Source organism: Pseudoxanthomonas beigongshangi, assembly GCF_016820515.1.
Lineage (GTDB): Bacteria > Pseudomonadota > Gammaproteobacteria > Xanthomonadales > Xanthomonadaceae > Pseudoxanthomonas_A > Pseudoxanthomonas_A beigongshangi.
This window is the reverse complement of the sequence record NZ_JADHDV010000021.1, coordinates 37,428-63,315: the sequence shown is the minus strand read 5'-3', so window position 1 is coordinate 63,315 and position 25,888 is coordinate 37,428. Positions and strand designations below refer to the sequence as shown.

Below are 25,888 nucleotides of genomic sequence, written 5' to 3'. Positions count from 1 at the left end.
GATGGACTGGCGGCTGCGCTTCCATGGCGTGGGCAGTGCGACGGCGGTGGCGCTGGGGTCGGCGATGGCCACGATCGAGCGCGACGGCCGCCCCTGGCTGACCATCGACTGCGGCGGCGAAGGCCTGACCGCATTCCTGGAGCACTACGGCGAATGGCCGCAGGCGCTGTTCGTGACCCATGTGCACCTGGATCATGTGGCCGGCTTCGAGCGCCTGTTCGTCGGCCACTATTTCGAGCCTTCGCGCCGGGGCCGCGTACGCCTGTACGTGCCCGCGCCGGTGGTGCCACTGCTGCACCAGCGCGTGGGTGAGTATCCCAACGTGCTTGCCGAGGGCGGCGCCAATTTCTGGGACGCGTTCCAGCTGATTCCGGTCGGCGGCGCGTTCTGGCACGAGGGTGTGCGGCTGGAGGCATTTCCGGTGCGCCACCACTGGCCGGAGACCGCGTTCGGCCTGCGCCTGCCCGGCAGCCTGGTGTGGACCGGCGACACCCGGCCGATTCCGGAGATGCTGGCGCGCTTTGCCGATGCCGATGAAGTGATCGCGCACGATTGCGCGCTGCACGGCAATCCCTCGCACAGCGGGATCGAGGATCTGGAACGCGAGTACCCGCCGGCGTTGCTGGCGCGCTGCGTGCTGTACCACTACGCCAGCGCCGCCGATGGCGCGGCGATGCGCGCGCGTGGTCACCAGGTCGCCGAACCCGGGCAGGCGCTGTCGTTGAAGCCGCCGCGCGATGGGATGGAAGCGCGGTGAACGCGATCCCGCCGCCGCCGGAAGATCGCCTGGGCCGGCCGTTGCGCGACCTGCGCCTGTCGGTGATCGAAGCGTGCAACTTCCGCTGCGGCTATTGCATGCCGGCCGACCGGGTGCCGGACGACTATGGGCTGGACGCCGCCTCGCGGCTGTCCTTCGACCAGATCGAAACGCTGGTGCGTGCCTTCATTTCGCTGGGCGTCACCAAGCTGCGCCTCACCGGCGGCGAGCCGCTGCTGCGCAAGGGCCTGCCGGATCTGGTCGCCCGCCTGACCCGCCTGCCGGGCCTGGACGACGTGGCGCTGACCACCAACGGCACGCTGCTGCGCGCGCAGGCGGCGGCATTGAAGCAGGCCGGCCTGCGCCGCCTGACCGTCAGCCTGGATGCGCTGGACCCGGACGTGTTCGCGGCCATGTCCGGCGGCCGCGGCCGCGTGCAGGACGTGCTGGCCGGCATCGACGCGGCGGTGGCCGCGGGTTTCGAGCGGCTCAAGATCAACTGCGTGGTCCAGCGCGGCCTCAACGAGCGGCAGGTGCTGCCGCTGCTGGAACACTTCCGCGGCAGCGGCCACGTGGTGCGCTTCATCGAGTACATGGACGTGGGCACCCGCAACGGCTGGCGGCGTGACCAGATGGTGCCGTCGGCGGAACTGCGCGATCGCATCGCCGCGCGCTGGCCGCTGCATCCGGTGCAGGCCAACTACCGGGGCGAGGTGGCCGAGCGACACGCCTTCGACGACGGCCAGGGCGAAATCGGTTTCGTCAGTTCGGTCAGCGCGCCGTTCTGCGGCGACTGCCACCGGGCGCGGGTGTCGGCCGACGGCCACCTGTATACCTGCCTGTTCGCCAGCGAGGGCGCCGACCTGCGCCCGGCGCTGGCACGGGGCGAGCACGAGCTGACGACGCACGTGGCCTCGCTGTGGCGCTCGCGCGAGGACCGCTACAGCGAGCAGCGCGGCCAGACCGGCGCCCGCCATGGCCGGCCGGTCGAGATGTACCTGATCGGCGGCTGATCCCGGATGTGCGCCGCCCGCGCCGGACGCTACCATGTGCGGCCTGGACCGCACGCCGACCCATGAAGAAACCGACCCCCGCGCTGACGCACCTCGACGCCGCCGGACGCCCGGCGATGGTGGACGTGTCCGCCAAGCTGGCGACCGCGCGCGAGGCGAGCGCGCAATGCCGGGTGAAGTTTCCGGCCGCCGTCGCGCAGCAACTGCGCGCCAATGGCCTGCGCAGCGCCAAGGGCGGCATCGTCGATACCGCCATCATCGCCGGCACCATGGCGGTCAAGCGCACGCACGAACTGATTCCGTTCTGCCATCCGCTGCCCATCGACGGCTGCCGCATCGCCATCGACTGGCATGACGAGCGCAGCCTGGACATCCGCTGCACGGTGCGCACCATCCATCGCACCGGCGTGGAGATGGAGGCGTTGACCGGCGCCACCGTGGCCGCGCTGACCGTGTACGACATGTGCAAGGCGCTGTCACACACCATCGTGCTGGGACCGGCGCGCCTGCTCGGCAAGCGCGGCGGCAAACGCGACGTGGGGACGCTGGCATGAGCCGGCGGCTGATCGTGCGTTACTTCGCCAGCCTGCGCGATGCGGCCGGCGTGGCCGAGGAAACCCTGATCACCGGCGCGCCGGATCTGCGCGGCGTCTACGCCGAGTTGCAGGCGCGGCACGGCTTCCGTCTGCCCGTCGCCCACCTGCGCGTGGCGGTGGACGGGGATTTCGCCCGTTGGGAGGACGCACCGCGCGAAGGCAGCGAGGTCGCGTTCATTCCGCCGGTGAGCGGAGGCTGAGCCATGCCGCGTTTTGCCCTGAGCGACATTCCGTTCGATCCGGCGCCGTTGCGCTCGGCGTTGCTGGACGAGCGCGCCGGCGCGTTCGCCGCCTTCGAAGGCTGGGTACGCAACCACAACGATGGCCGCGCCGTGAACGGCTTGCGTTATGAAGCCTATGTGGAACTGGCGGAGAGGGAAGGCGAGCGGATCCTGGCCAAAGCCTGCGAACGGTTCGCCATCCACGACGCGCGCTGCGTGCACCGGATCGGCGAACTGGCCATCGGCGACCTCGCGGTCTGGGTCGGAGTGAACGCCGGCCATCGCGTCGCGGCCTTCGCCGCCTGCCGCTGGATCATCGACGAAGTGAAATCGCGCGTGCCGATCTGGAAGCACGAACGCTATGTGGCCGGCGATGCCGGCTGGTTGCACCCGACACCGACAACGGATTGAGGAAAGGATGCTTACGCGGAACAGGGGACAGGGACGTTTGCTGTTGTGGTTGGCGTTGTGCGCGCCGTTGTCCGGATGGTGCGCGGATCTGCTGGTCAGCAACCAGTCCGCCGACAGCGTCTGGCGGTTGTCCGCGCAGGACGGTCGCAAGCGCGGGGAATACCGCACCGGCGATTCGCCGCATGAAATCGCGATCTCGCCGGACGGCCGCACCGCGGTGGTCAGCAACTACGGCAGCGAAGTATCCGGCAGCACGCTGTCGGTGCTGGACCTGCACGCAGGCCGCCCGACCCGCACCATCGATCTGGGCACCCACGGCGCGCCGCACGGCATCCGTTTCCTGGACGCCGGGCGCGTGGTGGTCACCGCCGAGGGCAGCGCCAGCCTGCTGCTGGTGGACGTGGACGAAGGCAAGGTGACCCGCGCCATCGATATCGGCGACGGCATCGGCCACATGCTGGCGGTCAGCGCGGATCGTCGCCATGCCTACGTCAGCAAGCTGGGACGCGGCACGGTCAGCCGCGTCGATCTGGTGGCGGGCAAGCTCCTGCTGGAGCGACCGGCGGGCAAGGGCGCCGAAGGCATCGCCCTGCGCCCGGATGGCCTGGAACTGTGGGTCGCCAATCGCGACGAGGGCACCGTGACCGTGCACGATCCCAACACGCTGGCGGTGCGGCGACGCATGTCCAGTCGCGGCTTTCCGTTGCGCGTGGCGTTCACCTCCGATGGGCGCCATGCCTGCGTGGTCAACGCCCGCAACGCCGAACTCCAGGTCTTCGACGCCCGCACCAAGCTCGCGCTGACCCGCGTGCCGCTGACGCGCGAAGGCATGGACATCCGCGACACCGCCCTGGGCCGAGGTGCACTGCCGATCGGCATCACCGTCGATCCGGTGAAACCGCGCGCCTACATCGCGCTCAGTGGCGGTGATCGCATCGCCGTGGTGGACACCCAGAAATGGCAGGTCATCGATTACTGGGTCACCGGCCGCGAACCCGGTGCGGTGGTCCTGTTCCCGTAGAGCGGAGCTTGCTCCGCTTGAACGGTCCGAGTACCGGTGACTTTCCCCGCCGAGCAAGCTCGACGCTACAGGAATCTCCACGCCCGTAGAGCGGAGCTTGCTCCGCTTGAACGGTCCGCATACCGGTGACCTTCCGCCGCCGAGCAAGCTCGGTGCTACAGGGTCGGAAAAGGCGATGACCCCGCCGGTTGGCCTCGGCGCCCGCATCAGTCGATACCGTTGCTGCCTTCCGGCCCTGGCGGGGTTTTCAACCTAGCGTCGCGAGGGACCGACGGGGTCACCATAGACGAGGGCCGCGCTGCGCGCGGCCCGTGTATTGCTCGAAATCTGGCGGAGAGAGGGGATTCACTCGGCGCTGCGCGCCTCGCCCTGCGGGCGGCTTCGCCGTGCAAACCGCTGCGCGGTTTGTCGAACCCGGGGGGTTCTCACCCCCTCTCCAAGTCCCGGCGAAACATCACGGACATGGAGCCTTCACTACGTCATTCAATCTGGCGGAGAGAGGGGGATTCGAACCCCCGAAGCGCGGTTTAGACGCTTACACACTTTCCAGGCGTGCTCCTTCAACCACTCGGACACCTCTCCGGGTCCCCAGGGACCGGCCGGTCCGCGGGGAGTCGGGCATTCTACGGAATTTCCCCGGGCAGGGCAAAAACATCCGGAGGGTTCACCGGGCCTTGCACTGGACGTCGTAGGCGGAGACGGTGGGCGGCTCGTCGCCGAGCGTGGTCACGTGCAGTTGCGCGCCGTCGGCACGTTCATAGTTCACCGCGCAGAAGCCATAGCCGGTGCCGGAGCAGGTCTCGAATTCGGTCAGGCCCTTGGCGCGATAACCCGCGGCGGCGTCGAAGCGGTCTTCCTCGTCCGTCGCCGCTGGCGGAGCCGGGCGCCAGCCCGCCTTGGCCAGGATCTTCCGGGCTTTCGGGATATCCATGCCACGGAGATTGGGAATCACCAGGTTGCCGCAGAATGTTTCCCGTTCAGCCACCGCCACCACTTCAATGGCGTCCGCGCTGAAGCGGAGGTCGGCCTGGGCCAGGTTGGGTGGCGTCCGGTCGGTGATCCGGACCCGATCCGGCAACGTCGTCCCGGCGACGCCACCAATCGGCCCGCCCACATATTCGTCCTCGGCCGGATCGCCATACACGATGGCCGCCAGCGCCGGGCCGCGGAACACGAACACGTTGCCGTCGGCGATCAAGCAGGTGCCGCTGGTGCCTTCGCCCCCGCGGCTGAAGGCGCCCACGCTGGTATACCCGCCGCCCTGGACCTCGCTGGTGACGTACCAGCCGCGCGCGGCGACGGCGCGGCCGGCCGTGGTCTTCGGTTCGGTGACCTGCATCCGGCAGAAATGGCCTTCCTCCAGCACCTGTGGCTTGCGTGGCGCGGGCAGCGCGTCGCGGGCGGCGATATGCAGGCCCTTGACCTCGCTGCGGACCGCCGGCGCGGCGGCGCTGGCCGAAAACACGGTGAACAGCAGGCAGCAGGCGGCCGGAACGGCCCGAAAACGATGGAACATGCGGATCCCTGTCATGGACGCGTCCGGCGTCCGTCCTGGCCGGCAGTGTATCCATCGGTTCCGGCCTTGACCGACCGGGTGTGGCAAAATCCACCGATGAGCTATCTCGTCCTCGCCCGCAAGTGGCGTCCGAAGCGCTTCGCCGAACTGGTGGGGCAGGAACACGTGGTCCGCGCGCTCAGCAACGCGCTGGACACCGGCCGCGTCCATCACGCCTTCCTGTTCACCGGTACCCGCGGCGTCGGCAAGACCACGATCGCCCGCATCTTCGCCAAGTCGCTGAATTGCGAGAAGGGCACCAGTGCCGATCCCTGCGGTCAGTGTGCGGCCTGCCTGGACATCGACGCCGGCCGCTACATCGATCTGCTGGAAATCGACGCCGCGTCCAACACCGGCGTGGACGACGTCCGCGAGGTGATCGAGAACGCGCAATACATGCCCTCGCGCGGCAAGTTCAAGGTCTACCTGATCGACGAAGTGCACATGCTGTCGAAGGCGGCGTTCAACGCGCTGCTGAAGACGCTGGAAGAGCCACCGGAACACGTCAAGTTCCTGCTCGCCACCACCGATCCGCAGAAGCTGCCGGTGACGGTGCTGTCGCGCTGCCTGCAGTTCAACCTCAAGCGGCTGGAAGAGCCGCAGATCGCCGGCCAGATCGCCAAGATCCTGGGTGCCGAAGGCATCGAGGCCGACGACGGCGCGATCCGCCAGATCGCCAAGGCCGCCGACGGCAGCCTGCGCGACGGCCTGTCGCTGCTGGATCAGGCCATCGCCTATGCCGGCGGCGCGCTGCGCGACGAGGGCGTGCGCACCATGCTCGGCACGGTCGATCGCACCCAGGTCGGCGCGATGCTGGAGGCGCTGGCCGAAGGTGATGGCGAACGCCTGTTGCAGGTCGTCGCGACGCTGGCCGATTTCTCGCCCGACTGGGATGGCGTGCTGGAAGCGCTCGCCGAAGCGCTGCATCGCATCCAGGTGCGCCAACTGGTGCCCGGCGCCGGCGCGGACGGCGAGGGCGTGGATGCGGATAGATTCGCATCGCAACTGCGGCCGGAAGTGGTGCAGCTGTGGTACCAGATGGCGCTCGGCGGACGTCGCGATCTGCCGCTGGCGCCCAGCGCCCGCGCCGGTTTCGAAATGAGCGTGCTGCGCATGCTGGCGTTCCGCCCGGCTCCCGCGACGGGAGAGGACAAGGGCGAAGCCGTGCCGACGACGCGGCAAGCGGCGTCGATGCCTGCCGCGACGACGAGCGCCGCTTCCAAACCTTCGGAAACCGCGCCCGTGCGCGCGGTGGCCGACCAGGCAGCCCCCGCCGCCACACCGCGACCCGCTGCCGCGCCGATGCCCGCGCCGGCCGCCGATGACGACACGCCGCCGTGGCCGGTCGAACCGCCGCGCGCCGTGTCTTCCGCGCCGGCGGCGATTGCGCCTTCCCAGGCGATGGCACCGCTACCATCGGCACCGGCCCCGGTCGCCGCAACCCCGACATCGGCGCCGAAGCAGGAAGCCCATCCCGCCGATCGCGACTTCGCCTTTTCCTCCGACATCGGCATCACCAACGCCGATGTATGGATGCACTTCGCCAGCAACAGCGAACTGAAGGGCGCCACCCGCCAACTGGTCGAGAACGCGGCGTTCGTCGGCTACGACAGCGGCGTGCTGCAGCTGTCGCTGGATCCGGGCTTCGACTACCTGCGCTCGGAGCGTTCCGTCCGCGATCTCGGCGACGCCATCGCCCAGCGCTACGGCACCGCGCCGAAGATCGTGTTCCAGGCCGCGCCGGCGGGCTCGGAAACGCTGCGCCAGCGCACCGACCGTGAACGCGGCGAACAGCAGATCGCCGCCGAGCAGGATTTCATGAACCACCCGGACGTGCAGCGCCTGATCGAGCAACACGGCGCGAAGGTCGTACCGGATTCCATCCGTCCATTCGAAGAGTAAGCACACATGCGTGGAAACATCGCCCAACTCATGCAGCAGGCGCAGAAGATGCAGGAAAACCTGCAACGCGCCCAGGAAGAGATCGCCAAGCTGGAAATCACCGGCAACGCCGGCGGCGGCATGGTCAGCGTGACCCTCACCGGCGCCAAGGAGTGCCGCAAGGTCCGCATCGATCCGTCGCTGCTCGGTGACCAGGAAATGCTGGAGGATCTGGTGGCCGCCGCCTTCAACGACGCCTCCAACAAGATCGACGCCGAATCCAAGTCGCGCATGGGCGCGCTGACCGCCGGCATGCCGATGCCGCCGGGCATGAAGCTGCCGTTCTGAGCCCACGGGTGGACGACGTGCCGACGGGTTCCGATGAACGCCCGCCGCGCGTGAACCGCTTCCGACGGATGCATGCCATGCCGCCCGCCGCGTCGGGCGGCTTCTTTTCCTTCGCACGTCCATGTCCCTGTCCCTGCTCGAACAACTGATCGAATCCCTGCGCGTGCTGCCGGGCGTGGGCCAGAAGACCGCCCAGCGCATGGCCTACCACCTGCTGGAGCGCGAACGCGAGGGCGGCAAGCACCTGGCCGAGACCCTCTCCGTGGCGCTGGAGCGGATCGGGCATTGCAGCCAGTGCCGCGATTTCACCGAGGGCGAGATCTGCGCGATCTGCGCCAGCGGCAGCCGCGATCGACACCTGCTGTGCGCGGTGGAATCGCCCGCCGATCGGCTCGCCATCGAGCAGGCCACCGGCTATCGCGGGGTGTACTTCATCCTGCAGGGCCGGCTGTCGCCGCTGGACGGCATCGGCCCGCGCGAACTGGGCCTGGAACAGCTTGGCGAACGCCTGAAGCAGGGCGAGATCAGCGAGCTGATCATCGCCACCAATCCCACCGTGGAAGGCGAGGCCACCGCGCACTATCTCGCGCAACTGGCGCGCCAGCACAACGTCAAGCCGAGCCGCCTGGCCCACGGCGTACCGCTGGGCGGCGAACTGGAATACGTGGATCGCGGCACCCTCTCGCACGCCTTCGGCTCGCGTAGCGAGATGCCCTGAAGCATTTCCCACCTTGTCTTGTGGGAGCGACGTAAGTCGCGATAGCTCTGTTCGATTTCGTCTGTTCAACCCGCAATCGCGACTCACGTCGCTCCCACAATGCATCGATGTCGACCGCCAGGCACTATGCTTGCACCCACCCCATCCCGGACCGCGCCATGACCCAGAACGACACCCTGTTCGGCAAGATCCTCCGCCGCGAGATTCCCGCCACCATCGTCTACGAAGACGATGAGGTGCTCGGTTTCAAGGACATCGCACCGCAGGCGCCGGTGCACGTGCTGTTCATTCCCAGGCACGTGCTGATTCCCACCATGGACGACCTGCTGCCGGAACAGGCCGCGCTGGTCGGCAAGCTGGTGCTGGCGGCGGCCGAATACGCGCGCCGCGAAGGCTTCGCCCAGGACGGCTACCGGGTGGTGATGAACTGCCGCGAACACGCCGGGCAGACCGTGTTCCACCTGCATCTGCACCTGCTGGCCGGCGCCCCGCTGGGCCACTTCGGCGTCCCCGGCCGCTGATCTCCCACGCGGTGCCCACCGCAAGCCGTCATTCCACCGCAAGCCGGAATCCATGTCCGCACGATGCCTCGCATCCGCGATGATCCATCGTCCCGGAAAATGGATTCCGTCATTCGCCGGAATGACGAGGAAAGGGGCAGTCCAGTGATGTGGGACACGACCAAAGAAAAACGCCGCTCGATGAGCGGCGTTTTCGCATCCGGCCAATCCTCAGGCCACGGGGGCGATCACCACCAGCCCCAATAACCCCAGCGCGGTCCCCAGTAGGGACCCCAGAACGGGTCATAGAACGGCGAAGGACGCACTTCGACCTCGCGCACTTCCGGCCACAGGTAGACCACGTCGGCGTCCACCCTCGGCAGGCGGTAGTCGTACTCGCCGATGCGGGTGTTCTCGTAGCTGTTGATGCGGCCGACGAAGGTCACTTCGCGGCCCGGCGCGAACACGGCCGGATCGTAGAAGCCGGAGCGGCAGGCGAGGAAGCGGCCGTCGGTCGCGTCTGGCGCCGATTCCATAGGCCGGCCGGTGGCGTTCAGCGGACGCGAAACCAGCTGGAAGCAGGTGCTGTCCTGGCCTGGCTTGGTTTCGATGATGCGGCCGCCCCAGCGCACCTGCGAACCCACCTGCGCACCGGCGACGGCGTCGCGCGGCGTGACCGGGGTGAAGGTGCCTTGCAGTGGTTGCGGGGCGGTGGCGCAGGCGGCAAGGGCCGCGACGGCGCCGGCTAGCATGAGGTGACGAAGTTTCATGGAAATCTCCTTCAGGGCCGATGGCGGCGCAGGTCGCGAACCAGCGCGGGAATGTCGCTCACGGCGGCAGCGTAGCGCGCCTCGGCGAAACGTTGGCTGAGCGGCACCAGCACCGCGCCGGCGGCCGGATGGCTGGCGGCGACCCGCCGCGCCCAGTCCAGCGCCGGCTCGTGGGGCTGGCGGCCCAGTCCGATCCGCGCGTAGCGCGCGCCCAGCGCGTGCCAGGCCCGCAGCAAGGGATCGCGCTCGCGTTCGCCGCGGGCCAGCAACCAGGCCATCGCACCCACGGCCAGCAGCGCGGCCAGCGCGAACAACGCGCCCAGCCGGCCGCCGTCCAGCGGAGGCAGACCCAGCGCCCTGAGCATGTGCTGCTGTCGGCGGGCGTCGAAACCCAGCACCAGATCGTTCCAGCCGCGCCGCAGCCAGTCGCCCGCGTCGAACAGCGGATTGCGCTGGAACACCGCGCCGGTGTCCGCGCCCAGGCGATCTTCCAGCGTGTCGAAGATCCGCTCCGGCGCCACCGCGGCGGTGGGATCCACCCGCACCCAGCCGCGTTGCGGCAGCCACACCTCGCTCCAGGCATGCGCATCCATCTTGCGCACGATCCAGTAGTCGCCGAAACGGTTGCGATAGCCGCCGGCGTAACCCACCACGACCCGCGCCGGAATGCCCGAGGCGCGCATCAGCGTGGTGAACGAGGAACTGAAATGCTCGCAGTACCCGCGCTGCTGGTCGAACAGGAACTCGTCGACCGCGTCGCGTCCGGGCAGCGGCGTATCCAGGGTGTAGCCGAAGTCGCGCCGGATCCATTCCAGCGCGCGGCGCACGATGGCCAGATCGTCGCCACCGGCTTCGCGCCGCCACCGCGCCGCCAGCGCGTGGGTCCGCGGATTCAGGCCGGCCGGCAACGCCAGCGCGCGCTCGCGCAGCGGCGTGGGCAGCCGGGTATCGAAGCGCGACGGTGGCGCCGAAGCCACGCGCCAACGGGTAACGCCATTCATGGGCTGAGTGGCCACCAGCGCCCGATCCCGATCCAGTTGCGCATCGGCGGGCGTGGACACCGGCAGATCCAGCGCCACCAGCCAGCGCTGCTCGGTCGGCTCCACCATCATCTCGTAGTCCCAGCGCGGTGCCTGGGCCGACTCCGCCGGCGCCGCCGGCAAGGTCGCGATCCACGGCGAGCGCGTCCACTCGCGACCGTCGTAGTCCCACAGCACCAGTCCGCGCCAGTACATCTCCTCCGGCTTCGGCACCGCGCCGAAGAACTGCACGCGCAGGGCCGGGTTGTCGTCGGCCATCAGGTCCAGCCAGCCGCCCGGCGACATCCGATCGGACAATCCCGGCTGGGCCAGTGCGCGCTCGGGCACGCCCCAAAGCGGGGAAGGAAAACGCGGGAAGAACCAGAACGTCGCCAGCATCAGCGGCAATCCGATCAGCAGCAATCGGCCCACCCGCCACAGGCGCTGGCGCAGGGACACGCGCGGCATCGGCGCATCGGCTTCCGCGTCGGCCAGTTGCGACAGCGCCAGCAGGCCCGCGGCCACGCCGAGCGCGGCCAGCAGCAGGGTGAGCGGTCCCTGGTCCAGCAGGAACGCCGAGAACGGCGCGAACAGCGCGAATCCCAGCAGGCTGCGCGCATCGCGCAGGCTCACCGTCTCCGCCGGCTTCAGCGCCAGCATCGCCGCCAGCAGCGCGCAGCCGGTATCGCGGCCGAAGCGCATGCCCATCACCGCCAGCACCGCGCCGATGATCAGCAGCGCCAGCAGCAGCCGCAGCGGGCCGGGCAGCGCGCGCCGCCAGGACAGCGCGGTGGTCGCCACCGCCAGCGCGCCGATGCCGGCCGCCACTCCGGCCGGCAACTGGATCAGCAGCGCCAGCAGGCACAGTCCGGTCGCAAGCAACGCCCACAGGCGACTGCCGGCGTCCAGCGTGCTGGCGCGGGGCGCGGCGGACTTATCCATGCGGCAACAACGCCAATGCGCGCAGGCAGGCATGCCGGTGCGCGGGGCCGCGCGAGGGCCCCAGCGCGACGTCGCCGGGCAAGCGAAGCCGGTAGCGGCGGCCCTCGCGTTCGGCCAGATCCACCCAGTGGGCGAGTCGGCGGATGCGTTGTTCGCCCGGCAACGCGGCCAGCGCCGACCAGGCCAGATCCACTTCCAGGCCCACCGGCTGCTCGAACTCGCGCACCAGCAGGTGCTCGCGCCGCGCGGAGGGCTTCCAGGCAATCGCGCGCAACGGATCCCCGGCGCGGTAGGCGCGCAGATGGTGCACGTCGTCGCCGCTGGCCTGGCGTCGGGCGCGGCTGCCGCCACCCTCCGAGTCGGGCAGGGGAGGACCGTTCGGCTCCGGCGACGGATACACCAGTAGCCACTGGCGCGGCCAGAACCAGGCCCAGGCGCGCGCCAGGCCAAGCGGTTGCGTGGTCCAGATCTCCAGCCGCTCCGGATCCAGCCAGCCGCGGCGGGTCGTGGGCAGGATCAGTTCCGCCACCACCGCGTCGCCGGTGATCACCGGCACGCCGCCGGCGATCTCCAGGCACGACAGCCGCAATCCGCGACGCTCGCGCTGATCGCGCGTGGACAGCGCCACCTGCACCCGCAGCGGTTGCCCGGCCGGCACCGGTTCGGCGGACACCGCGTCCAGTTGCAGGCCGGACAGTTGCAGGTGCGCGGCGATCAGGCTGGCCAGCCCGGCCGAGGCCAGCAACAGTGCCAGCAGCAACGCCGGGTTGTTGTTGTAGTTGAGCGCGCCGACCAGCATGGCGGTCACCAGCACCGCATAGAACAGCCCGAAACGCGTGGGCAGCACATACACCCGGCGGCGGTCCAGACGGGCCGGCAGGGGCTCGGACTGGCGCGGCCGCGCGAACCGCGACAGGCGCCGGCGCAACCGTTGCCGCAGCGTGTCCGCCATCGACTCAGTCCACCGCCACCGCGTGCAGGATCGCCTTGGCCAGCGCGGCGGTCGAATCGGCTTCCGCCTCGGCGACCAGCCGGTGCGCGGCCACCACGCCGAACAGCGCCTGGATGTCTTCCGGCAGCACGTGCGCGCGGCCGAGCAGCAGCGCATGCGCGCGTGCCGCGCGCAGCAGCGCGATGCCCGCGCGCGGCGACAGGCCCACGCGCACGCCCGGATGATGGCGGCTGCGCGCCAGCAGCGCCTGCACGTAGACGATCAGCGCGTCGCTGGCGTGCACCTGGTTCACCGCCGCGCGCAGCGCCAGCACATCGTCCGAACTCAGCACCGGCAGGGTCTGCGCGATCAGCGCGCGCCGATCCTCGCCGGCCAGCAGCGCGCGCTCGGCATCCGCGCCGGGATAGCCCAGCGCCAGCCGCAGCAGGAAACGATCCAGCTGCGAGTCGGGCAGGGGATAGGTGCCGGACAGATCCACCGGATTCTGGGTGGCGATCACGAAGAACGGATCCGGCAATCCATGGGTCACGCCGTCCAGCGTCACCTGGTGCTCGGCCATCGCTTCCAGCAGCGCGCTTTGCGTGCGCGGCGGCGCGCGGTTGATTTCATCGGCCAGCAGCACCTGGGTGAACACCGGGCCGGGATGGAACTGGAACTGCCGCGCCGCGCCGTCGTAGACCGACACGCCCAGCACGTCGGCCGGCAACAGATCCGAGGTGAACTGCACGCGCTGGAAACCCAACCCGAGCGTGGCCGCCAACGCGTGCGCCAACGTGGTCTTGCCCAGGCCCGGCAGATCCTCGATCAGCAGGTGGCCGTCGGACAGCAGCGCCACGAACGCCAGCCGCACCTCGTATGCCTTGCCCAGCACCAGTGCATTGACTTGTTCCTGCGCGCGCTTGAGGGCATCGCGAAGGGCATCGGATAGCATAGGCGGCGTGGGCGTGGTGGGCATCGCGTGCTCGGGACCTGACCGTTGGGATGAAGAGGAAGTGTAGCGGCATGCAGGACGTGGCAAGCGCAAGGAAAACCTTTCTGGCGGTCTGGCTGATCGCATCCGTGATCAAGGTCGTGATCGCGGCCCGCCTGCCGCTGTTCGTCGACGAGGCGTTCTATTGGCAGGAAGGCCGCCACCTGGCCGCCGCCTACTCGGATCTGCCCGGCCTGACCGCCTGGCTGACCCGGCTGGGCACCGAACTGGGCGGTCAGCACCGCCTGGCCCTGCGCGCGCCGTTCCTGATCATGGCCGCGCTCATTCCCTGGCTCATCGCCCACATCACGCGCCGCTGGTTCGACGAGGCCGCCGGCTGGCAGGCCGGCACCCTGACCGTGCTGATGCCGCTGTCGGGCACGCTGGGCCTGCTGGCCCTGCCGGACGTGCCGATGGCGCTGGCAGCGGTGCTGTGCCTGGATGCGGGTGCGCGCCTGCTGCGCGAGATCGACGCCACCTCCGCCGCCGAACTCGCGCTCGGACTGGCCATCGGCGCGCTCAGCCATTACCGCTTCCTCGGCGTGATCGGCGTGGGTTTCGTCGCCCTGCTGTGCCTGCCGGAAGGACGCCGCATCCTGCGCGACCCGCGCATCTGGATCGCGCTGGCGGTCGGCGTCGCCGCGTGGGCGCCGCTGCTGGCATGGAACCTGGAATATGCCGACGCCGGTCTGCGCTTCCAGTTGGTCGATCGCCATCCGTGGTCGTTCCAGCCTACCGGCGCCTGGTTCGTGATCATCCAGGCGTTGATGGTCACGCCGCTGCTGTTCGCCGCATTGATGATCGCGGGCTTCCGCGCCAGCCGCGGGACCGCCGACGTGCCCTCGCAATGGCGCTACTTCGGCCTGCTCGGCATGGCCTCCACGCTGGGCTTCTTCGCGCTGGGTTTCTTTGCCGACGTCGAGCGGGTGAGTTTCCACTGGCCGTTGCCCGGCTACCTGGCGCTGATCCTGGCGGTGCCCGCGCTGATCGCCGGCTGGCCGCGATTCTGGCGGCGCGCGCTGTGGATACTGGCCGGCGTGGGCATGGTGGCGATGCTGGCCTATTACCTGGTGGCCTCGGTGCCGTCATGGCGCGAGCGCTTCGCCGCCGAAAAGTACTACCCCTACAACTTCGCCGGCTGGTCGCACCTGGCCCGCGCCGTACGCGAGGAACGCGCGCGCCTGCCGGCCGACACCACGCTGCTGGCCGGCAGCTTCAAGGTCGGCGCGGAACTGGGCTTCGCGCTCGACGATCCGGACATCCGCGTGCTCGATCATCCGCTCAACCGCAAGCATGGCCGCGCGCCGCAGTTGCAGCTCTGGAAACTGCAGGACGACGGCACCCGCGACACGCCGGTGTTGCTGGTGATCGGCCAGGGCGATGTGCAGTACAAGCATCTGCTGGACTACTACCACACGCTGTGCGGGCAGGTCGGGCCGCTGCCGCCGCCGCGCGTGGTCAACATCGATCACGGCCACCAGCGTTTCCTGTTGTTCGCCTTGCCGAAGGAAAAAGCGAAGGGCGCCTGCGTGGCGCCGGCGATGGCCTGGATCGACGCACCGGTGTCGCGCGCCGGCGTGTCCTCGCGCTTCCCCGTGCAGGGCTGGGCGTTCAAGGAAGGCGTGGGCCTGAAGGGCGTCGAAGTGCTGATCGACGGCAAACCGGTGGCCAGAGCCGAATACGGCAGGCCCGAACCGGGCGTGGCCGCGTTCTGGCGCATCTCCAACGATCCGCAGCATCCGCGGGTCGGGTTCCGCGCGGACGTGGATGCGTCGGCCCTGTCACCGGGACGCCATTGGCTCGGCCTGCGCCTGCACGGCAACGACGGCAGCGTCGAGGACTGGGAAGAGCAGCCGATCGATATCGAGCCGTGACTGGGCGGATTGCGAGAGCGGGCCGAGGCCCGCGCTACATGGGGGACCCGGTCAGGGCAACTGGAACCCCGCCTCGCGCAGCAGGCGCGACAGCGCGATCAGCGGCAGGCCGATCAGGGCGGTCGGATCCTGCGAGTCGATGGCCTCGAACAGGGTGATGCCCAGTCCCTCGCTCTTGAAACTGCCGGCGCAGTCGAACGGCTGCTCGGCGTCCACATAGCGTTCGATTTCCTCCGCCGACAGCTGGCGGAACCGTACCGTGGTCACGTCGCTGGCCTCATGCCGGTTCTGGTCCCGCAGCAGGCACAGCGCGGTGTGGAAACGGATGGCCCGGCCGGACATGGCGGTCAGCTGGGCGATGGCCGCCTCGCGGTTGCCGGGCTTGCCGATGGCCTGGCCGTCCACCTCGGCCACCTGGTCGGCCCCGATCACCCAGGCCTCGGGGTGGTGGGCGGCAATCGCAGCGGCCTTGAGACTGGCCAGCCGGGCCGCCAGGGCCGCCGGCGCCTCGTCCGGGCCGGTCGTCTCGTCCACGTCCGGGCGGGCCACATGGAAGGGCAAACGCAGCCGTTCCAGCAGTTCGCGGCGGTAGCGGGAGGTCGAGGCGAGCAGCAGGGGCATCATGGCGGGCCGGGAGACGGGGGCGGGCAGTCTGCCGAGCGGGGCCGCGTCCGGCAATCCCTTATCCTGTGACGATTGACCAGGTTTGACAGCTCGGCGCGCAGTCCTTAACATTCAGCGGCTTATGTCCGCGAATACGCCCGAGATGTTGGATGCTTGGCGCATGGTCGCGGCACGGCGCAGTTTTGAAGGTCGCCTGCCGCTGTCGTCCATGACGCGCTTGCAGGGTCTGCTGAACGATACCGATGGCGAAGCACGCTACACGATCGAATTCGATCAAGACGCGCTGCGGGTGCCTTACGTGGAGTTGAGGATCGAGGCGCAGTTGCCGCTGGTGTGCCAGCGCAGCCTGCAACGATTCCTGCTTCCGGTCAGTCTCGTGCAGCGGCTGGGCCTGGTGCGCGACGAGGCCGACGAGGCCGCGTTGCCCCCGGACTACGAAGCGCTGCTGGTGCCGGAGGACGGCATGCTGCACCCGGCGGATCTGGTGGAGGACGAACTGGTCCTCGCCGTTCCGGTGGTTCCGGTCAATCCGGAATCGGACGCGGTGGAACGTGACTGGCCGGCGCAGGAAGAAGAATTGGCAAAGGCCAACCCGTTCGCGGCGCTGGCCTCGCTGAAAAAGAACTAGCCGCTTCGGCGGTCTGGCAATACGAATCGCAGATTCATTTCAAGGTTTATAGCTGGAGCAATCCCATGGCTGTGCAGAAATCCCGAGTCACCCCGTCCCGCCGTGGTCAGCGCCGTTCGCACGACGCCCTGACCGCCAAGCAGCTGTCCACCGATCCGACTTCCGGTGAGACCCACCTGCGTCACCACGTGACCGCCGACGGCTACTACCGCGGCAAGAAGGTCATCGCGACCAAGACCTCGGCCGTCGAAGAAGATTGATGCGCTCCCGGCGCGTCCGCTTAATCGCGGACGCGCCCGCCATCATCGTCGTGGTATCCAGGGCCCCGTTGCGGGCCAGCAACGGGAGCAGGCATGAGCCAGCAATCCAACGGGCGTATTTACGCGCGTATCGCCGGAACCGGCAGCTACCTGCCTGAGAAGGTCCTGACCAACGACGACCTGGCCAAGCTGGTCGACACCAGCGACGAATGGATTCAGACCCGCACCGGCATCCGCGAGCGCCACATCGCCGCGGAAGGCCAGACCGCGGGCGATCTCGGCTACCAGGCCGCCCTGCGCGCGCTGGAAGCCGCCGGCGTCGAGGCCTCCGAGATCGACATGATCGTGGTGGGCACCACCACCCCCGATCTGATTTTCCCGTCCACCGCCTGCCTCATCCAGGCCCGCCTGGGCGCCGAAGGCTGCGCCGCGATGGACGTCAACGCCGCCTGCTCGGGCTTCCTGTACGCCCTGAGCGTGGCCGACAAGTTCATCCGTTCCGGTGACGTCAAGACCGCCCTGGTCATCGGCACCGAAACCCTCAGCCGGATCGTCGACTGGACCGAGCGCACCACCTGCGTGCTGTTCGGCGATGGCGCCGGCGCCGCCGTGCTCAAGGCCGACACCGAAACCGGCATCCTCAGCACCCACCTGCATGCCGACGGCAGCAAGAAGGAACTGCTGTGGAACCCGGTCGGCGTGTCCGCCGGTTTCGACAACAATGCGCCGAACAACGGCAGCCGCATCCACATGAAGGGCAACGACGTGTTCAAGTACGCCGTCAAGGCGCTGGACTCGGTCGTGGACGAAACCCTGGAAGCCAACGGCCTGGACAAGCACGATCTGGACTGGCTGATTCCGCACCAGGCCAACCTGCGCATCATCGAGGCGACCGCCAAGCGCCTGGAGATGTCGATGGACAACGTCATCGTCACCGTCGACAAGCACGGCAACACCTCCTCCGGCTCGGTGCCGCTGGCGCTGGACGAAGCGATTCGCTCCGGTCGCGTGCAGCGCGGCCAGCTGGTGCTGCTGGAAGCCTTCGGCGGCGGTTTCACCTGGGGCTCGGCGCTGCTGCGTTACTGATCGCAGGCGACGTTCTCATCCGCGATATCGCAAAGGGCGCTCTTCGGAGCGCCTTTTGTTTTCGGGGAGAGGCAAGTCGCCGTGCGCGGAAACACCGCGTCATCTCGCACCCTGTCGCGCGTGTTTCGCATCCGCGAATTCGCCATCGTTACAAGCGGGCGAGGTGGCCGTCATCGAGTGATGTCATTGGGTGCGCAGGGTTCGCGCTGGAAGCTCGCGACTGACGTCGCTCCCACAGGAAGCAGGTGTGGGGGCGATGGTTCCGGAGGCGCGGGGCGGGGCGCGCAATACGCCTGGGTACAGACAATCCGGCGCTTTCGCACGTATCATCCCCGCTCGTTTTTTTTCACCGGACCCCCGCGTGACCTCCACCCCGCTCGCATTCGTTTTCCCCGGCCAGGGCTCGCAGTCGCTCGGCATGCTGGCCGAACTGTCGGAGCTGCATCCGATCGTGCGCGAAGCGTTCGCCGAGGCCTCCGACGGCGCCGGCGTGGATCTGTGGGCGCTCTCGCAGGGCGGCCCGGAAGAAATGCTCAACCGCACCGAATACACCCAGCCGGCGCTGCTCGCCGCGGGCGTGGCGGTGTGGCGCGCGTGGCAGCAGCAGGGCGGTGCCCAACCGGCCGTGCTCGCCGGCCACAGCCTGGGTGAATACACCGCGCTGGTCGCCGCCGGCGCGCTGTCGCTGCGCGACGGCGCGCACCTGGTGCGCCTGCGCGGCCAGCTGATGCAGGAAGCCGCGCCCGAAGGCGTCGGCGCGATGGCCGCCGTGCTCGGCGCCGAGGATGCCGTGGTCGCCGAAGTCTGCGAACAGGCCTCCAACTCGCGCGTGGTCGTGCCGGCCAACTACAACTCGCCCGGACAGATCGTGATCGGCGGCGACACCGAAGCCGTGGAACGCGCCATCGCCCTGCTGGGCGAGCGCGGCGTGCGCAAGGTGGTCAAGCTGGCCGTCAGCGTGCCCTCGCATACCCCTTTGATGCGCGAAGCCGCCAACCGCCTGGCCGAGGTCATGGCCGGACTGAGCTGGCACACCCCGGCGCTGCCGGTGGTGCAGAATGTCGACGCGCGGGTGCATGCGGATCTGGACGGCCTGCGCGATGCGCTGGTGCGCCAGCTCTACCTGCCAGTGCGCTGGACCGAATGCGTGCAGGCGCTGGCCGGGCAGGGCGTCGTCCGGGTGGCCGAATGCGGCCCCGGCAAGGTGCTGACCGGCCTGGTCAAGCGCATCGACAAGGCGCTGGACGCGCGCGCCATCGGCGGCGTTGGCGACTTTGAGGCCGCGCTGGCGGACTGGGCCGCCTGAGCCCCGCCGACCCATCCTTCCGGCGCGCGCACCGCGCGCGCCCCTGATTCCGAGGACCCCGCAATGAGCAAACCCCTGCAAGGCGAAATCGCCCTCGTTACCGGCGCCAGCCGCGGCATCGGCGCGGCCATCGCCGATGAGCTCGCCGCCCAGGGCGCGACCGTCATCGGCACCGCCACCACCGCCGGCGGCGCGCAGGCCATCGGCGAGCGCCTGGCCGAGCGTGGCGGCCACGGCCGCGAACTCAACGTCACCGACGCGGCCGCCGTCGAGGCGCTGATCGAGGACATCGCCAAGCAGTTCGGTCCGGTCTCGATCCTGGTCAACAACGCCGGCATCACCCGCGACAACCTGCTCATGCGCATGAAGGACGAGGACTGGCAGGCCATCCTCGACACCAACCTCACCAGCGTCTACCGCACCTCCAAGGCGGTGATGCGCGGCATGATGAAGGCGCGCAAGGGCCGCATCGTCAACATCGCCTCGGTCATCGGCGTCACCGGCAACGCGGGGCAGGCCAACTACGCCGCCGCCAAGGCCGGCATCATCGCCTTCTCCAAGTCGCTGGCCAAGGAAATCGGCAGCCGCGGCGTCACCGTCAATGTGGTCGCGCCCGGCTTCATCGACACCGACATGACCAAGTCGCTGCCGGAAGACGCCAAGAACGCCATGCTCGGCCAGATCGCGCTCGGACGCTTCGGCGAACCGGCCGACATCGCCCGCGCGGTCGCGTTCCTGGCCGGCCCCTCGGCCGGCTACATCACCGGCGAGACCTTGCACGTCAACGGCGGCATGTACATGCCGTAACAAAAAATAGCGGTAAGTGGTTGATTTGGTGACGGATCCGGGCATCTGCCCGCCGCCGCCGGTTTCCACTACACTATCCCCCGGTTTGCCATCGCCAAGCGTGGCAATATCAACTAGTCACCCAATCTCCGTCTGGAGCGATATCCAATGAGCAGCATCGAAGAACGCGTCAAGAAAATCGTCGTCGAACAACTCGGCGTGAAGGAAGAAGAAGTCACCAACAGCGCATCGTTCGTCGATGACCTGGGCGCCGACTCGCTGGACACCGTTGAACTGGTGATGGCGCTGGAAGAAGAGTTCGAGTGCGAAATTCCGGACGAAGAAGCCGAAAAGATCACTTCGGTGCAGCAGGCCATCGACTACGTCAAGGCCCACGTCAAGGCGTAAGCCCGGCGTTCTGAAGTCTTCGTGTCGGGGCCGCGAATGCGGCCCCGCGCGTGTCCGGGGTTGCACCGCCCGGCAAGCAAAACGGGCGTACCGAAACAAATGCATTTGAGGAGCGTGTTATGAGCCGGCGTCGCGTCGTCATTACGGGAATGGGTTTGGTGTCGCCGCTGGGCAACGACATGGCCACCAGCTGGGATGGCATCGTCAACGGCCGTTCCGGCATCGGTCCGGTCACCTCGTTCGATGTTTCGGCCTACACCACCCAGATCGCGGGTGAAATCCGCAACTTCGATCCCACCACCTTCGTCTCCGCCAAGGACGCGAAGAAGATGGATCCGTTCATCCACTACGGCATCGCCGCCTCGTTCATGGCGCTGGATGATTCCGGACTGGAAATCACCGAAGCCAACGGCGAGCGCATCGGCGCCATCATCGGCTCGGGCATCGGCGGCATCCACGGCATCGAGGAACAGACCATCAAGCTGCACGAAGGCGGCCCGCGCAAGGTCTCGCCGTTCTACGTGCCCAGCACCATCATCAACATGCTGCCCGGCCAGCTGTCGATCCTGAAGGGCATCAAGGGCCCGAGTTTCTCGGTCGTCTCGGCCTGCGCCACCTCCAACCACTCCATCGGCGTGGCCATGCGCGCCATCCAGTACGGCGATGCCGACGTGATGGTCGCCGGCGGCGCCGAACTCGGCTCTTCGCCGACCTCCATGGCCGGCTTCTGCACCATGAAGGCCATGTCCACCCGCAACGACGATCCCACCCGCGCCTCACGCCCGTGGGATCGCGATCGCGACGGCTTCGTGCTGGGCGACGGCGCCGGCGTGCTGATCCTGGAAGAGTACGAACACGCCAAGGCGCGCGGCGCGCGCATCTACGCGGAACTGGCCGGCTTCGGCGCCAGCTCCGACGCCCACCACATGACCGCCCCCAGCGAAAACGGCGAAGGCCCGGCCCGCTGCCTGGTCGCGGCCATGAAGGACGCCGGCATCACCGCCGAACAGGTCGAATACCTCAACGCACACGGCACCTCCACCCCGCAGGGCGACCTCGCCGAAACCCTGGCCATCAAGCGCGCGCTGGGCGACCACGCGTACAAGATCATGGTCAGCTCCACCAAGTCGATGACCGGCCACCTGCTGGGCGCGGCCGGCGGCGCGGAAGCCATCTTCTCCGTGCTGGCGATCCACCACGGCATCATTCCGCCGACCATCAACCTGGACAACCCGAGCGAAGGCTGCGACCTGGACTACGTCCCGCACACCGCGCGCGAGAAGAAGATCGACATCGCGGTGTCCAATGGTTTCGGCTTCGGCGGAACGAACGGCACGCTGGTGTTCAAGCGGATCTGACGCCGGGCGATGTTGCGCGATATACGAAACCCCTCGCTGGAAGGCGAGGGGTTTTTGTTTGTCTGGTAGGAAAAACGCCCCCATCCGCCCTTCGGGCACCTTCCCCCGCAACGCGGGGGAAGGGCGATGTATCAACCTTCCCGTGAACTGCAACGAAAGTCCCTTCCCCCGCCTGCGGGGGAAGGTGCCCGACAGGGCGGATGGGGGCAACCCCGCAATGCCAGAACCCCCACCACATCCGGCACAATGCACCCTGCTTCCCCGCGCCCCCGCAAGACGATGATCGAAACCCGCGCGCTGTCCCCCGACACCGATCTGCTCGCCCTGCACCGGCGCGATCCAGCGCGCTATCCGGTGCTGCTGGAATCGGTCGCCTCCGGCACCGTGCAGGGACGCTGGGACCTGCTGCTGATGGCCGCCGAAGGCGAAGGCTTCACCCTGCATCACGACGGCCGCGTGCGCGACTTGCATGGCGCACCGCAGGACGCCAATTTCCTCGACACCCTCGACGCCCACTGGCAAGCCGCGCGCATCGATCGCGAAGAACCGCGCTGGCCGTTCCGCGGCGGCTGGGCCTTGCTGCTGGCCTACGAACTGGCCGGCGAAGTCGAACCCGTCCTGCAACTGCCCCCGCGCGATGACGACGCGCGCATGCCGATTGCCGTCGCCCTGCGTTGCCCCGCCGCGATCCTGCGCGATCGCGGCACCGGCGACTGCGTGGCGATCGCAGAACAGGGCCACGCCGCATTGCTCGACCGCATCGCCGCCGACCTCGCGTCACCCGCACCGGCGTTGCCAGCCTGGCACCCGCCGCTGCGCATCGACGAGGACGCCCCCGAACGCTTTACCGACGGCGTCGTCCGCATCCTCGACTACCTCGCCGCCGGCGACGTCTTCCAGGTCAACCTCTCGCGCGCCTGGAAGGCGTGGTTCGACGGCACCCTAGAACCTTCAACGCTGTACGCGCGCCTGCGCACCGCCAATCCCGCACCGTTCGCCGGCCTGTTCGCAGGGCAGGGCTGGGCCGTGGTCAGCTCCTCGCCCGAACGCCTCGTCTCCGTGCGCGGCGACGTGGTCGAAACCCGCCCCATCGCCGGCACCCGCCCGCGCTTTCCCGGCGACGATGACGCCGCCCGCATCCGCGAACTCGTCGGCCATCCCAAGGAACGCGCCGAACACGTCATGCTCATCGATCTGGAACGCAACGACCTGGGCCGCGTCTGCCTGCCCGGCAGCGTGCAGGTCGACGAACTGATGACGGTCGAAAGCTACGCCCACGTCCACCACATCGTCAGCAACGTGCGCGGCCACCTCAAACCCGACGCCACGCCCGGCCAGGTCATCCGCGCCACCTTCCCCGGCGGCACCATCACCGGCTGCCCCAAGGTGCACTGCATGCAGATCATCGCCGAACTGGAACAGGTCGCTCGCGGCGCCTACACCGGCGCCTTCGGCTGGCTCAACCGCGACGGCGACCTGGACCTCAACATCCTCATCCGCAGCGCCGAAGTCCTCCCGCGCGAAGGCGGCACCGAAGTCCGCTTCCGCACCGGCGCCGGCATCGTCGCCGACTCCATCCCCGACCGCGAACTCGACGAAACCCGCGCCAAGGCCCGCGGCGTACTGAAAGCCCTGGAAGCCTGACCGACTCTCTTATCCCGCTTTGCAGGGAAGAGATTTGCGTAGGGATTTTTGGCCGTCATTCCGGCGCAAGCCGGTAAGTGGGGTGGCGCGGAGCGTGCCCCCATCCGCCCTTCGGGCACCTTCCCCCGCTTCTGCGGGGGAAGGGACTCGCCTCGCGATTTTCGAGGCGTGCCGCCCCGCACATCCGCAAAGAAAACGCCCTTCCCCCGCAACGCGGGGGAAGGTGCCCGAAGGGCGGATGGGGGCAGCCTTTCCGCAACTCACCCACAGCCCTTTCGTCATCCCAACGAACGCCCCGACCCATCTCCGCGAACCTCGCCCAAATGCATCCCGGCCCCCACCGAAATAACAACCCAAAACCCCAACGAAAGTCCCTTCCCCCGCAAAGCGGGGGAAGGTGCCCGAAGGGCGGATGGGGGCAGCCTTTCCCCACAAAGCCAACCCCACCTGTCAACCCATCGCCCCCTTAACACCGAGCGGTTATCCTCCCCAGCTTCCGTCCCACTCCGAGACCTACGTGGCTTCAGGTTGCAAAAGCGGCTGCCGCAACATCGTCATCGTCCTGATTCTGCTGCTGCTGGCCGCGGCCGCCGGTGGCGCCTGGCTGTACCAGCGCTACCACGGCTTCGCCGATGAACCGCTCACCGGCCTCAAGGGCGATCAGGTCATCGAAGTCGCCAGCGGCGACGCCTTCGGCACCGTCCTGCGCAAGCTGCGCGACCAGGGCGTGACCGACGGCCAGAACATCGAATGGCAACTGCTCGCCCGCGAACTCGACGCCGCCGGCAAGCTCAAGGTCGGCGAATACGCCCTGCAACCCGGCACCACCCCGCGCGACCTGCTCACCCGCATGCGCGACGGCAAGACCGTGCAATACCGCTTCACCATCGTGGAAGGCTGGAACATCCGCCAACTGCGCAACGCGCTGAAAGCCGCCACCCCGCTCAAGCAGGAAACCGCCCAGCTCGACGACGCCGCGCTGATGAAGGCGCTCGGCCACGCCGGCCAGCATCCCGAAGGCCGCTTCCTGCCCGAGACCTACGTCTACACCCGCCGCGAAACCGACCTCGACGTGCTCAAGCGCGCCTACGACGCCATGGACAAGGCGCTCGCCAGCGCCTGGGCCGAACGCGACCCGCAGGCGCCGCTGGCCTCGCCGGAGGAAGCGCTCATCCTCGCCTCCATCGTCGAAAAGGAAACCGGCATCGCCTCCGAGCGCCCTGCCATCGCTGGCGTGTTTGCCCGCCGCCTGAAAATCGGCATGCGCCTGCAGACCGATCCCACCGTCATCTACGGCCTGGGCAGCGGCTACGACGGCAACATCCGCAAGCGCGACCTGCTGGCCGACACGCCCTACAACACCTACACCCGCGCCGGCCTGCCGCCCACGCCCATCGCCATGCCCGGCGTGGACGCCCTGCGCGCGGCGGTCAAACCCGAAGCCGGCGACGCGCTGTACTTCGTCGCCGTCGGCGACGGCAGCGGCAAGCACGTGTTCTCCGCCTCGCTGGACCAGCACAACGCCGCCGTCGCCCGTTACCTTGTCACCCGCCGGGAGACCCTCGACAAGGCGGCGCAACCATGACCCAGTCCGTCCTCAGCCATCCGCACTTCATCAGCCTGGAAGGCGGCGAGGGCGCCGGCAAGACCAGTGCCATCACCGCCCTGCGCGATCTGTTGCAGGCGCGCGGCCACGAAGTCGTGCTCACCCGCGAACCCGGCGGCACCCCGCTGGCCGAGCGCATCCGCGAACTCGTCCTCAACCCGCGCGACGAACCGCTGCATGCCGACACCGAACTGCTGCTCGTGTTCGCCGCCCGCGCCCAGCACGTGCGCCAGGTCATCCGCCCGGCGCTGCAACGCGGCGCCTTCGTCGTCAGCGATCGCTTCACCGACTCCAGCTACGCCTACCAGGGCGCCGGCCGCGGCCTGGACGCGCGCTGGATTGCCGAACTGGAACGCCAGGCCGTCGGCATCAAGCCCGGCCTGACCCTGCTGCTGGATCTGGACGTGCGCGAAGGCCGCGCCCGCGCCGCCGGCCGCGACCTCTGGCCCGATCGCATCGAAAGCGAACAGGACGACTTCTTCGAACGCGTGCGCCAGGGCTTCCGCCAGCGTGCCGCCGAGGAACCGCAGCGCTTCCGCCTGATCGACGCCAGCCAGACCCCGGCCCAGGTCGGCGCCGCCGTGCGCGACGCCCTCTGGCAATGGCTGGAAACCCTCGAAACCCTGGAATGATG

Annotated in this window: 27 protein-coding genes, 1 tRNA gene and 2 other RNA genes; 21 read left to right on the top strand and 9 right to left on the bottom strand. The window is 68.8% G+C overall.

What is annotated here, in order from left to right:
- Nucleotide 1: 1 nt before the first annotated feature.
- The 6 genes from IQ458_RS15160 (at nucleotide 2) to IQ458_RS15135 (ending at nucleotide 4,019) form a co-directional block, all read left to right on the top strand.
- Nucleotides 2–757, top strand: coding sequence for an MBL fold metallo-hydrolase (locus tag IQ458_RS15160; protein ID WP_203323334.1), 756 nt, complete (start codon nucleotides 2–4; stop codon nucleotides 755–757).
- A complete protein-coding gene (gene moaA, locus IQ458_RS15155) occupies nucleotides 754–1,770 on the top strand; it encodes a GTP 3',8-cyclase MoaA (RefSeq protein WP_328805196.1) in 1,017 nt (338 codons plus the stop codon). Before IQ458_RS15160 ends, moaA begins: the two co-directional genes overlap by 4 nt.
- Nucleotides 1,771–1,832: 62 nt before the next feature.
- On the top strand, nucleotides 1,833–2,324 hold the full coding sequence (gene moaC, locus IQ458_RS15150; protein ID WP_203323333.1) for a cyclic pyranopterin monophosphate synthase MoaC: 492 nt from the start codon (nucleotides 1,833–1,835) through the stop codon (nucleotides 2,322–2,324).
- Nucleotides 2,321–2,566, top strand: coding sequence for a MoaD/ThiS family protein (locus IQ458_RS15145; RefSeq protein ID WP_183637679.1), 246 nt, complete (start codon nucleotides 2,321–2,323; stop codon nucleotides 2,564–2,566). The genes moaC and IQ458_RS15145 overlap by 4 nt, the downstream gene beginning before the upstream one ends.
- A 3-nt stretch (nucleotides 2,567–2,569) precedes the next feature.
- On the top strand, nucleotides 2,570–2,998 hold the full coding sequence (locus IQ458_RS15140; protein ID WP_203323332.1) for a molybdenum cofactor biosynthesis protein MoaE: 429 nt from the start codon (nucleotides 2,570–2,572) through the stop codon (nucleotides 2,996–2,998).
- Between the two features lie 7 nt (nucleotides 2,999–3,005).
- Nucleotides 3,006–4,019 carry a YncE family protein gene (locus IQ458_RS15135; RefSeq protein ID WP_203323331.1) on the top strand — a complete coding sequence of 338 codons (1,014 nt, stop codon included), beginning with the start codon at nucleotides 3,006–3,008 and terminating at the stop codon, nucleotides 4,017–4,019.
- A 178-nt stretch (nucleotides 4,020–4,197) separates the two neighbouring features.
- On the opposite strand, the gene ffs is transcribed toward IQ458_RS15135, so the two are convergent.
- From ffs to IQ458_RS15115, 4 genes are all read right to left on the bottom strand, one after another.
- Nucleotides 4,198–4,294, bottom strand: an RNA gene (gene ffs / locus IQ458_RS15130) — signal recognition particle sRNA small type.
- A gap of 53 nt (nucleotides 4,295–4,347) precedes the next feature.
- Nucleotides 4,348–4,468, bottom strand: a non-coding RNA gene (locus tag IQ458_RS15125) — RtT sRNA.
- A gap of 40 nt (nucleotides 4,469–4,508) precedes the next feature.
- A tRNA-Ser gene (locus IQ458_RS15120) sits at nucleotides 4,509–4,601 on the bottom strand.
- 82 nt (nucleotides 4,602–4,683) lie between these two features.
- Nucleotides 4,684–5,535, bottom strand: a complete 852-nt coding sequence (locus IQ458_RS15115) for a hypothetical protein (protein WP_203323330.1) — start codon at nucleotides 5,533–5,535, stop codon at nucleotides 4,684–4,686.
- A gap of 96 nt (nucleotides 5,536–5,631) precedes the next feature.
- On the opposite strand from IQ458_RS15115, the gene dnaX reads away from it, so the two are divergent.
- The 4 genes from dnaX to IQ458_RS15095 all read left to right on the top strand — a co-directional run bounded on the left by dnaX (nucleotide 5,632) and on the right by IQ458_RS15095 (nucleotide 9,042).
- A complete protein-coding gene (dnaX, locus tag IQ458_RS15110) occupies nucleotides 5,632–7,476 on the top strand; it encodes a DNA polymerase III subunit gamma/tau (protein WP_203323329.1) in 1,845 nt (614 codons plus the stop codon).
- A gap of 6 nt (nucleotides 7,477–7,482) precedes the next feature.
- The gene (locus IQ458_RS15105; RefSeq protein ID WP_141456287.1) at nucleotides 7,483–7,803 is read left to right on the top strand and encodes a YbaB/EbfC family nucleoid-associated protein; all 321 of its coding nucleotides are present in this window, start codon (nucleotides 7,483–7,485) and stop codon (nucleotides 7,801–7,803) included.
- 121 nt (nucleotides 7,804–7,924) lie between these two features.
- Nucleotides 7,925–8,521 carry a recombination mediator RecR gene (gene recR, locus IQ458_RS15100; RefSeq protein WP_183637662.1) on the top strand — a complete coding sequence of 199 codons (597 nt, stop codon included), beginning with the start codon at nucleotides 7,925–7,927 and terminating at the stop codon, nucleotides 8,519–8,521.
- A 158-nt stretch (nucleotides 8,522–8,679) separates the two neighbouring features.
- Entirely contained in the window at nucleotides 8,680–9,042 is a 363-nt protein-coding gene (locus IQ458_RS15095) for a histidine triad nucleotide-binding protein (protein ID WP_183637660.1), read from the top strand.
- A 227-nt stretch (nucleotides 9,043–9,269) separates the two neighbouring features.
- On the opposite strand, the gene IQ458_RS15090 is transcribed toward IQ458_RS15095, so the two are convergent.
- The 4 genes from IQ458_RS15090 to IQ458_RS15075 are packed head-to-tail and all read right to left on the bottom strand — an operon-like array spanning nucleotide 9,270 to nucleotide 13,659.
- Nucleotides 9,270–9,791 (bottom strand): Slp family lipoprotein, encoded by a 522-nt coding sequence (locus IQ458_RS15090; RefSeq protein ID WP_183637658.1) that lies wholly within the window; start codon nucleotides 9,789–9,791, stop codon nucleotides 9,270–9,272.
- Between the two features lie 11 nt (nucleotides 9,792–9,802).
- Entirely contained in the window at nucleotides 9,803–11,752 is a 1,950-nt protein-coding gene (locus tag IQ458_RS15085) for a transglutaminase TgpA family protein (RefSeq protein ID WP_183637655.1), read from the bottom strand.
- On the bottom strand, nucleotides 11,745–12,692 hold the full coding sequence (locus tag IQ458_RS15080; RefSeq protein WP_425504703.1) for a DUF58 domain-containing protein: 948 nt from the start codon (nucleotides 12,690–12,692) through the stop codon (nucleotides 11,745–11,747). Before IQ458_RS15080 ends, IQ458_RS15085 begins: the two co-directional genes overlap by 8 nt.
- A 16-nt stretch (nucleotides 12,693–12,708) precedes the next feature.
- Entirely contained in the window at nucleotides 12,709–13,659 is a 951-nt protein-coding gene (locus IQ458_RS15075) for an AAA family ATPase (RefSeq protein WP_141456294.1), read from the bottom strand.
- Between the two features lie 47 nt (nucleotides 13,660–13,706).
- Here IQ458_RS15075 and IQ458_RS15070 point away from each other — a divergent pair, with 47 nt between their 5' ends.
- A complete protein-coding gene (locus IQ458_RS15070) occupies nucleotides 13,707–15,548 on the top strand; it encodes an ArnT family glycosyltransferase (RefSeq protein ID WP_203323328.1) in 1,842 nt (613 codons plus the stop codon).
- Nucleotides 15,549–15,599: 51 nt separating this feature from the next.
- Here the strand turns inward: IQ458_RS15070 and IQ458_RS15065 are convergent, their stop codons facing one another.
- Nucleotides 15,600–16,172: a Maf family protein gene (locus tag IQ458_RS15065; protein ID WP_203323327.1), complete on the bottom strand. Its 573-nt coding sequence runs from the start codon at nucleotides 16,170–16,172 to the stop codon at nucleotides 15,600–15,602.
- Nucleotides 16,173–16,293: 121 nt separating this feature from the next.
- On the opposite strand from IQ458_RS15065, the gene IQ458_RS15060 reads away from it, so the two are divergent.
- From IQ458_RS15060 to tmk, 10 genes are all read left to right on the top strand, one after another.
- The gene (locus IQ458_RS15060) at nucleotides 16,294–16,800 is read left to right on the top strand and encodes a YceD family protein (protein ID WP_183637643.1); all 507 of its coding nucleotides are present in this window, start codon (nucleotides 16,294–16,296) and stop codon (nucleotides 16,798–16,800) included.
- 65 nt (nucleotides 16,801–16,865) lie between these two features.
- Nucleotides 16,866–17,060 (top strand): 50S ribosomal protein L32, encoded by a 195-nt coding sequence (gene rpmF, locus IQ458_RS15055; RefSeq protein ID WP_097119893.1) that lies wholly within the window; start codon nucleotides 16,866–16,868, stop codon nucleotides 17,058–17,060.
- A 93-nt stretch (nucleotides 17,061–17,153) separates the two neighbouring features.
- Nucleotides 17,154–18,146 (top strand): beta-ketoacyl-ACP synthase III, encoded by a 993-nt coding sequence (locus IQ458_RS15050; protein WP_183637640.1) that lies wholly within the window; start codon nucleotides 17,154–17,156, stop codon nucleotides 18,144–18,146.
- Between the two features lie 361 nt (nucleotides 18,147–18,507).
- The gene (gene fabD / locus IQ458_RS15045; RefSeq protein ID WP_203323326.1) at nucleotides 18,508–19,452 is read left to right on the top strand and encodes an ACP S-malonyltransferase; all 945 of its coding nucleotides are present in this window, start codon (nucleotides 18,508–18,510) and stop codon (nucleotides 19,450–19,452) included.
- Between the two features lie 63 nt (nucleotides 19,453–19,515).
- On the top strand, nucleotides 19,516–20,259 hold the full coding sequence (fabG, locus tag IQ458_RS15040; protein ID WP_183637634.1) for a 3-oxoacyl-ACP reductase FabG: 744 nt from the start codon (nucleotides 19,516–19,518) through the stop codon (nucleotides 20,257–20,259).
- Between the two features lie 147 nt (nucleotides 20,260–20,406).
- Nucleotides 20,407–20,646, top strand: a complete 240-nt coding sequence (acpP, locus tag IQ458_RS15035; protein ID WP_093297108.1) for an acyl carrier protein — start codon at nucleotides 20,407–20,409, stop codon at nucleotides 20,644–20,646.
- A gap of 119 nt (nucleotides 20,647–20,765) precedes the next feature.
- Nucleotides 20,766–22,004, top strand: coding sequence for a beta-ketoacyl-ACP synthase II (gene fabF / locus IQ458_RS15030; RefSeq protein ID WP_183637631.1), 1,239 nt, complete (start codon nucleotides 20,766–20,768; stop codon nucleotides 22,002–22,004).
- Nucleotides 22,005–22,283: 279 nt separating this feature from the next.
- Entirely contained in the window at nucleotides 22,284–23,648 is a 1,365-nt protein-coding gene (locus IQ458_RS15025) for an aminodeoxychorismate synthase component I (RefSeq protein WP_203323325.1), read from the top strand.
- Between the two features lie 517 nt (nucleotides 23,649–24,165).
- Nucleotides 24,166–25,233: an endolytic transglycosylase MltG gene (mltG, locus tag IQ458_RS15020; RefSeq protein ID WP_328805195.1), complete on the top strand. Its 1,068-nt coding sequence runs from the start codon at nucleotides 24,166–24,168 to the stop codon at nucleotides 25,231–25,233.
- Complete coding sequence (gene tmk, locus IQ458_RS15015) at nucleotides 25,230–25,886, top strand: dTMP kinase (protein ID WP_141456307.1); 657 nt, start codon at nucleotides 25,230–25,232, stop codon at nucleotides 25,884–25,886. Before mltG ends, tmk begins: the two co-directional genes overlap by 4 nt.
- Nucleotides 25,887–25,888: the final 2 nt, after the last annotated feature.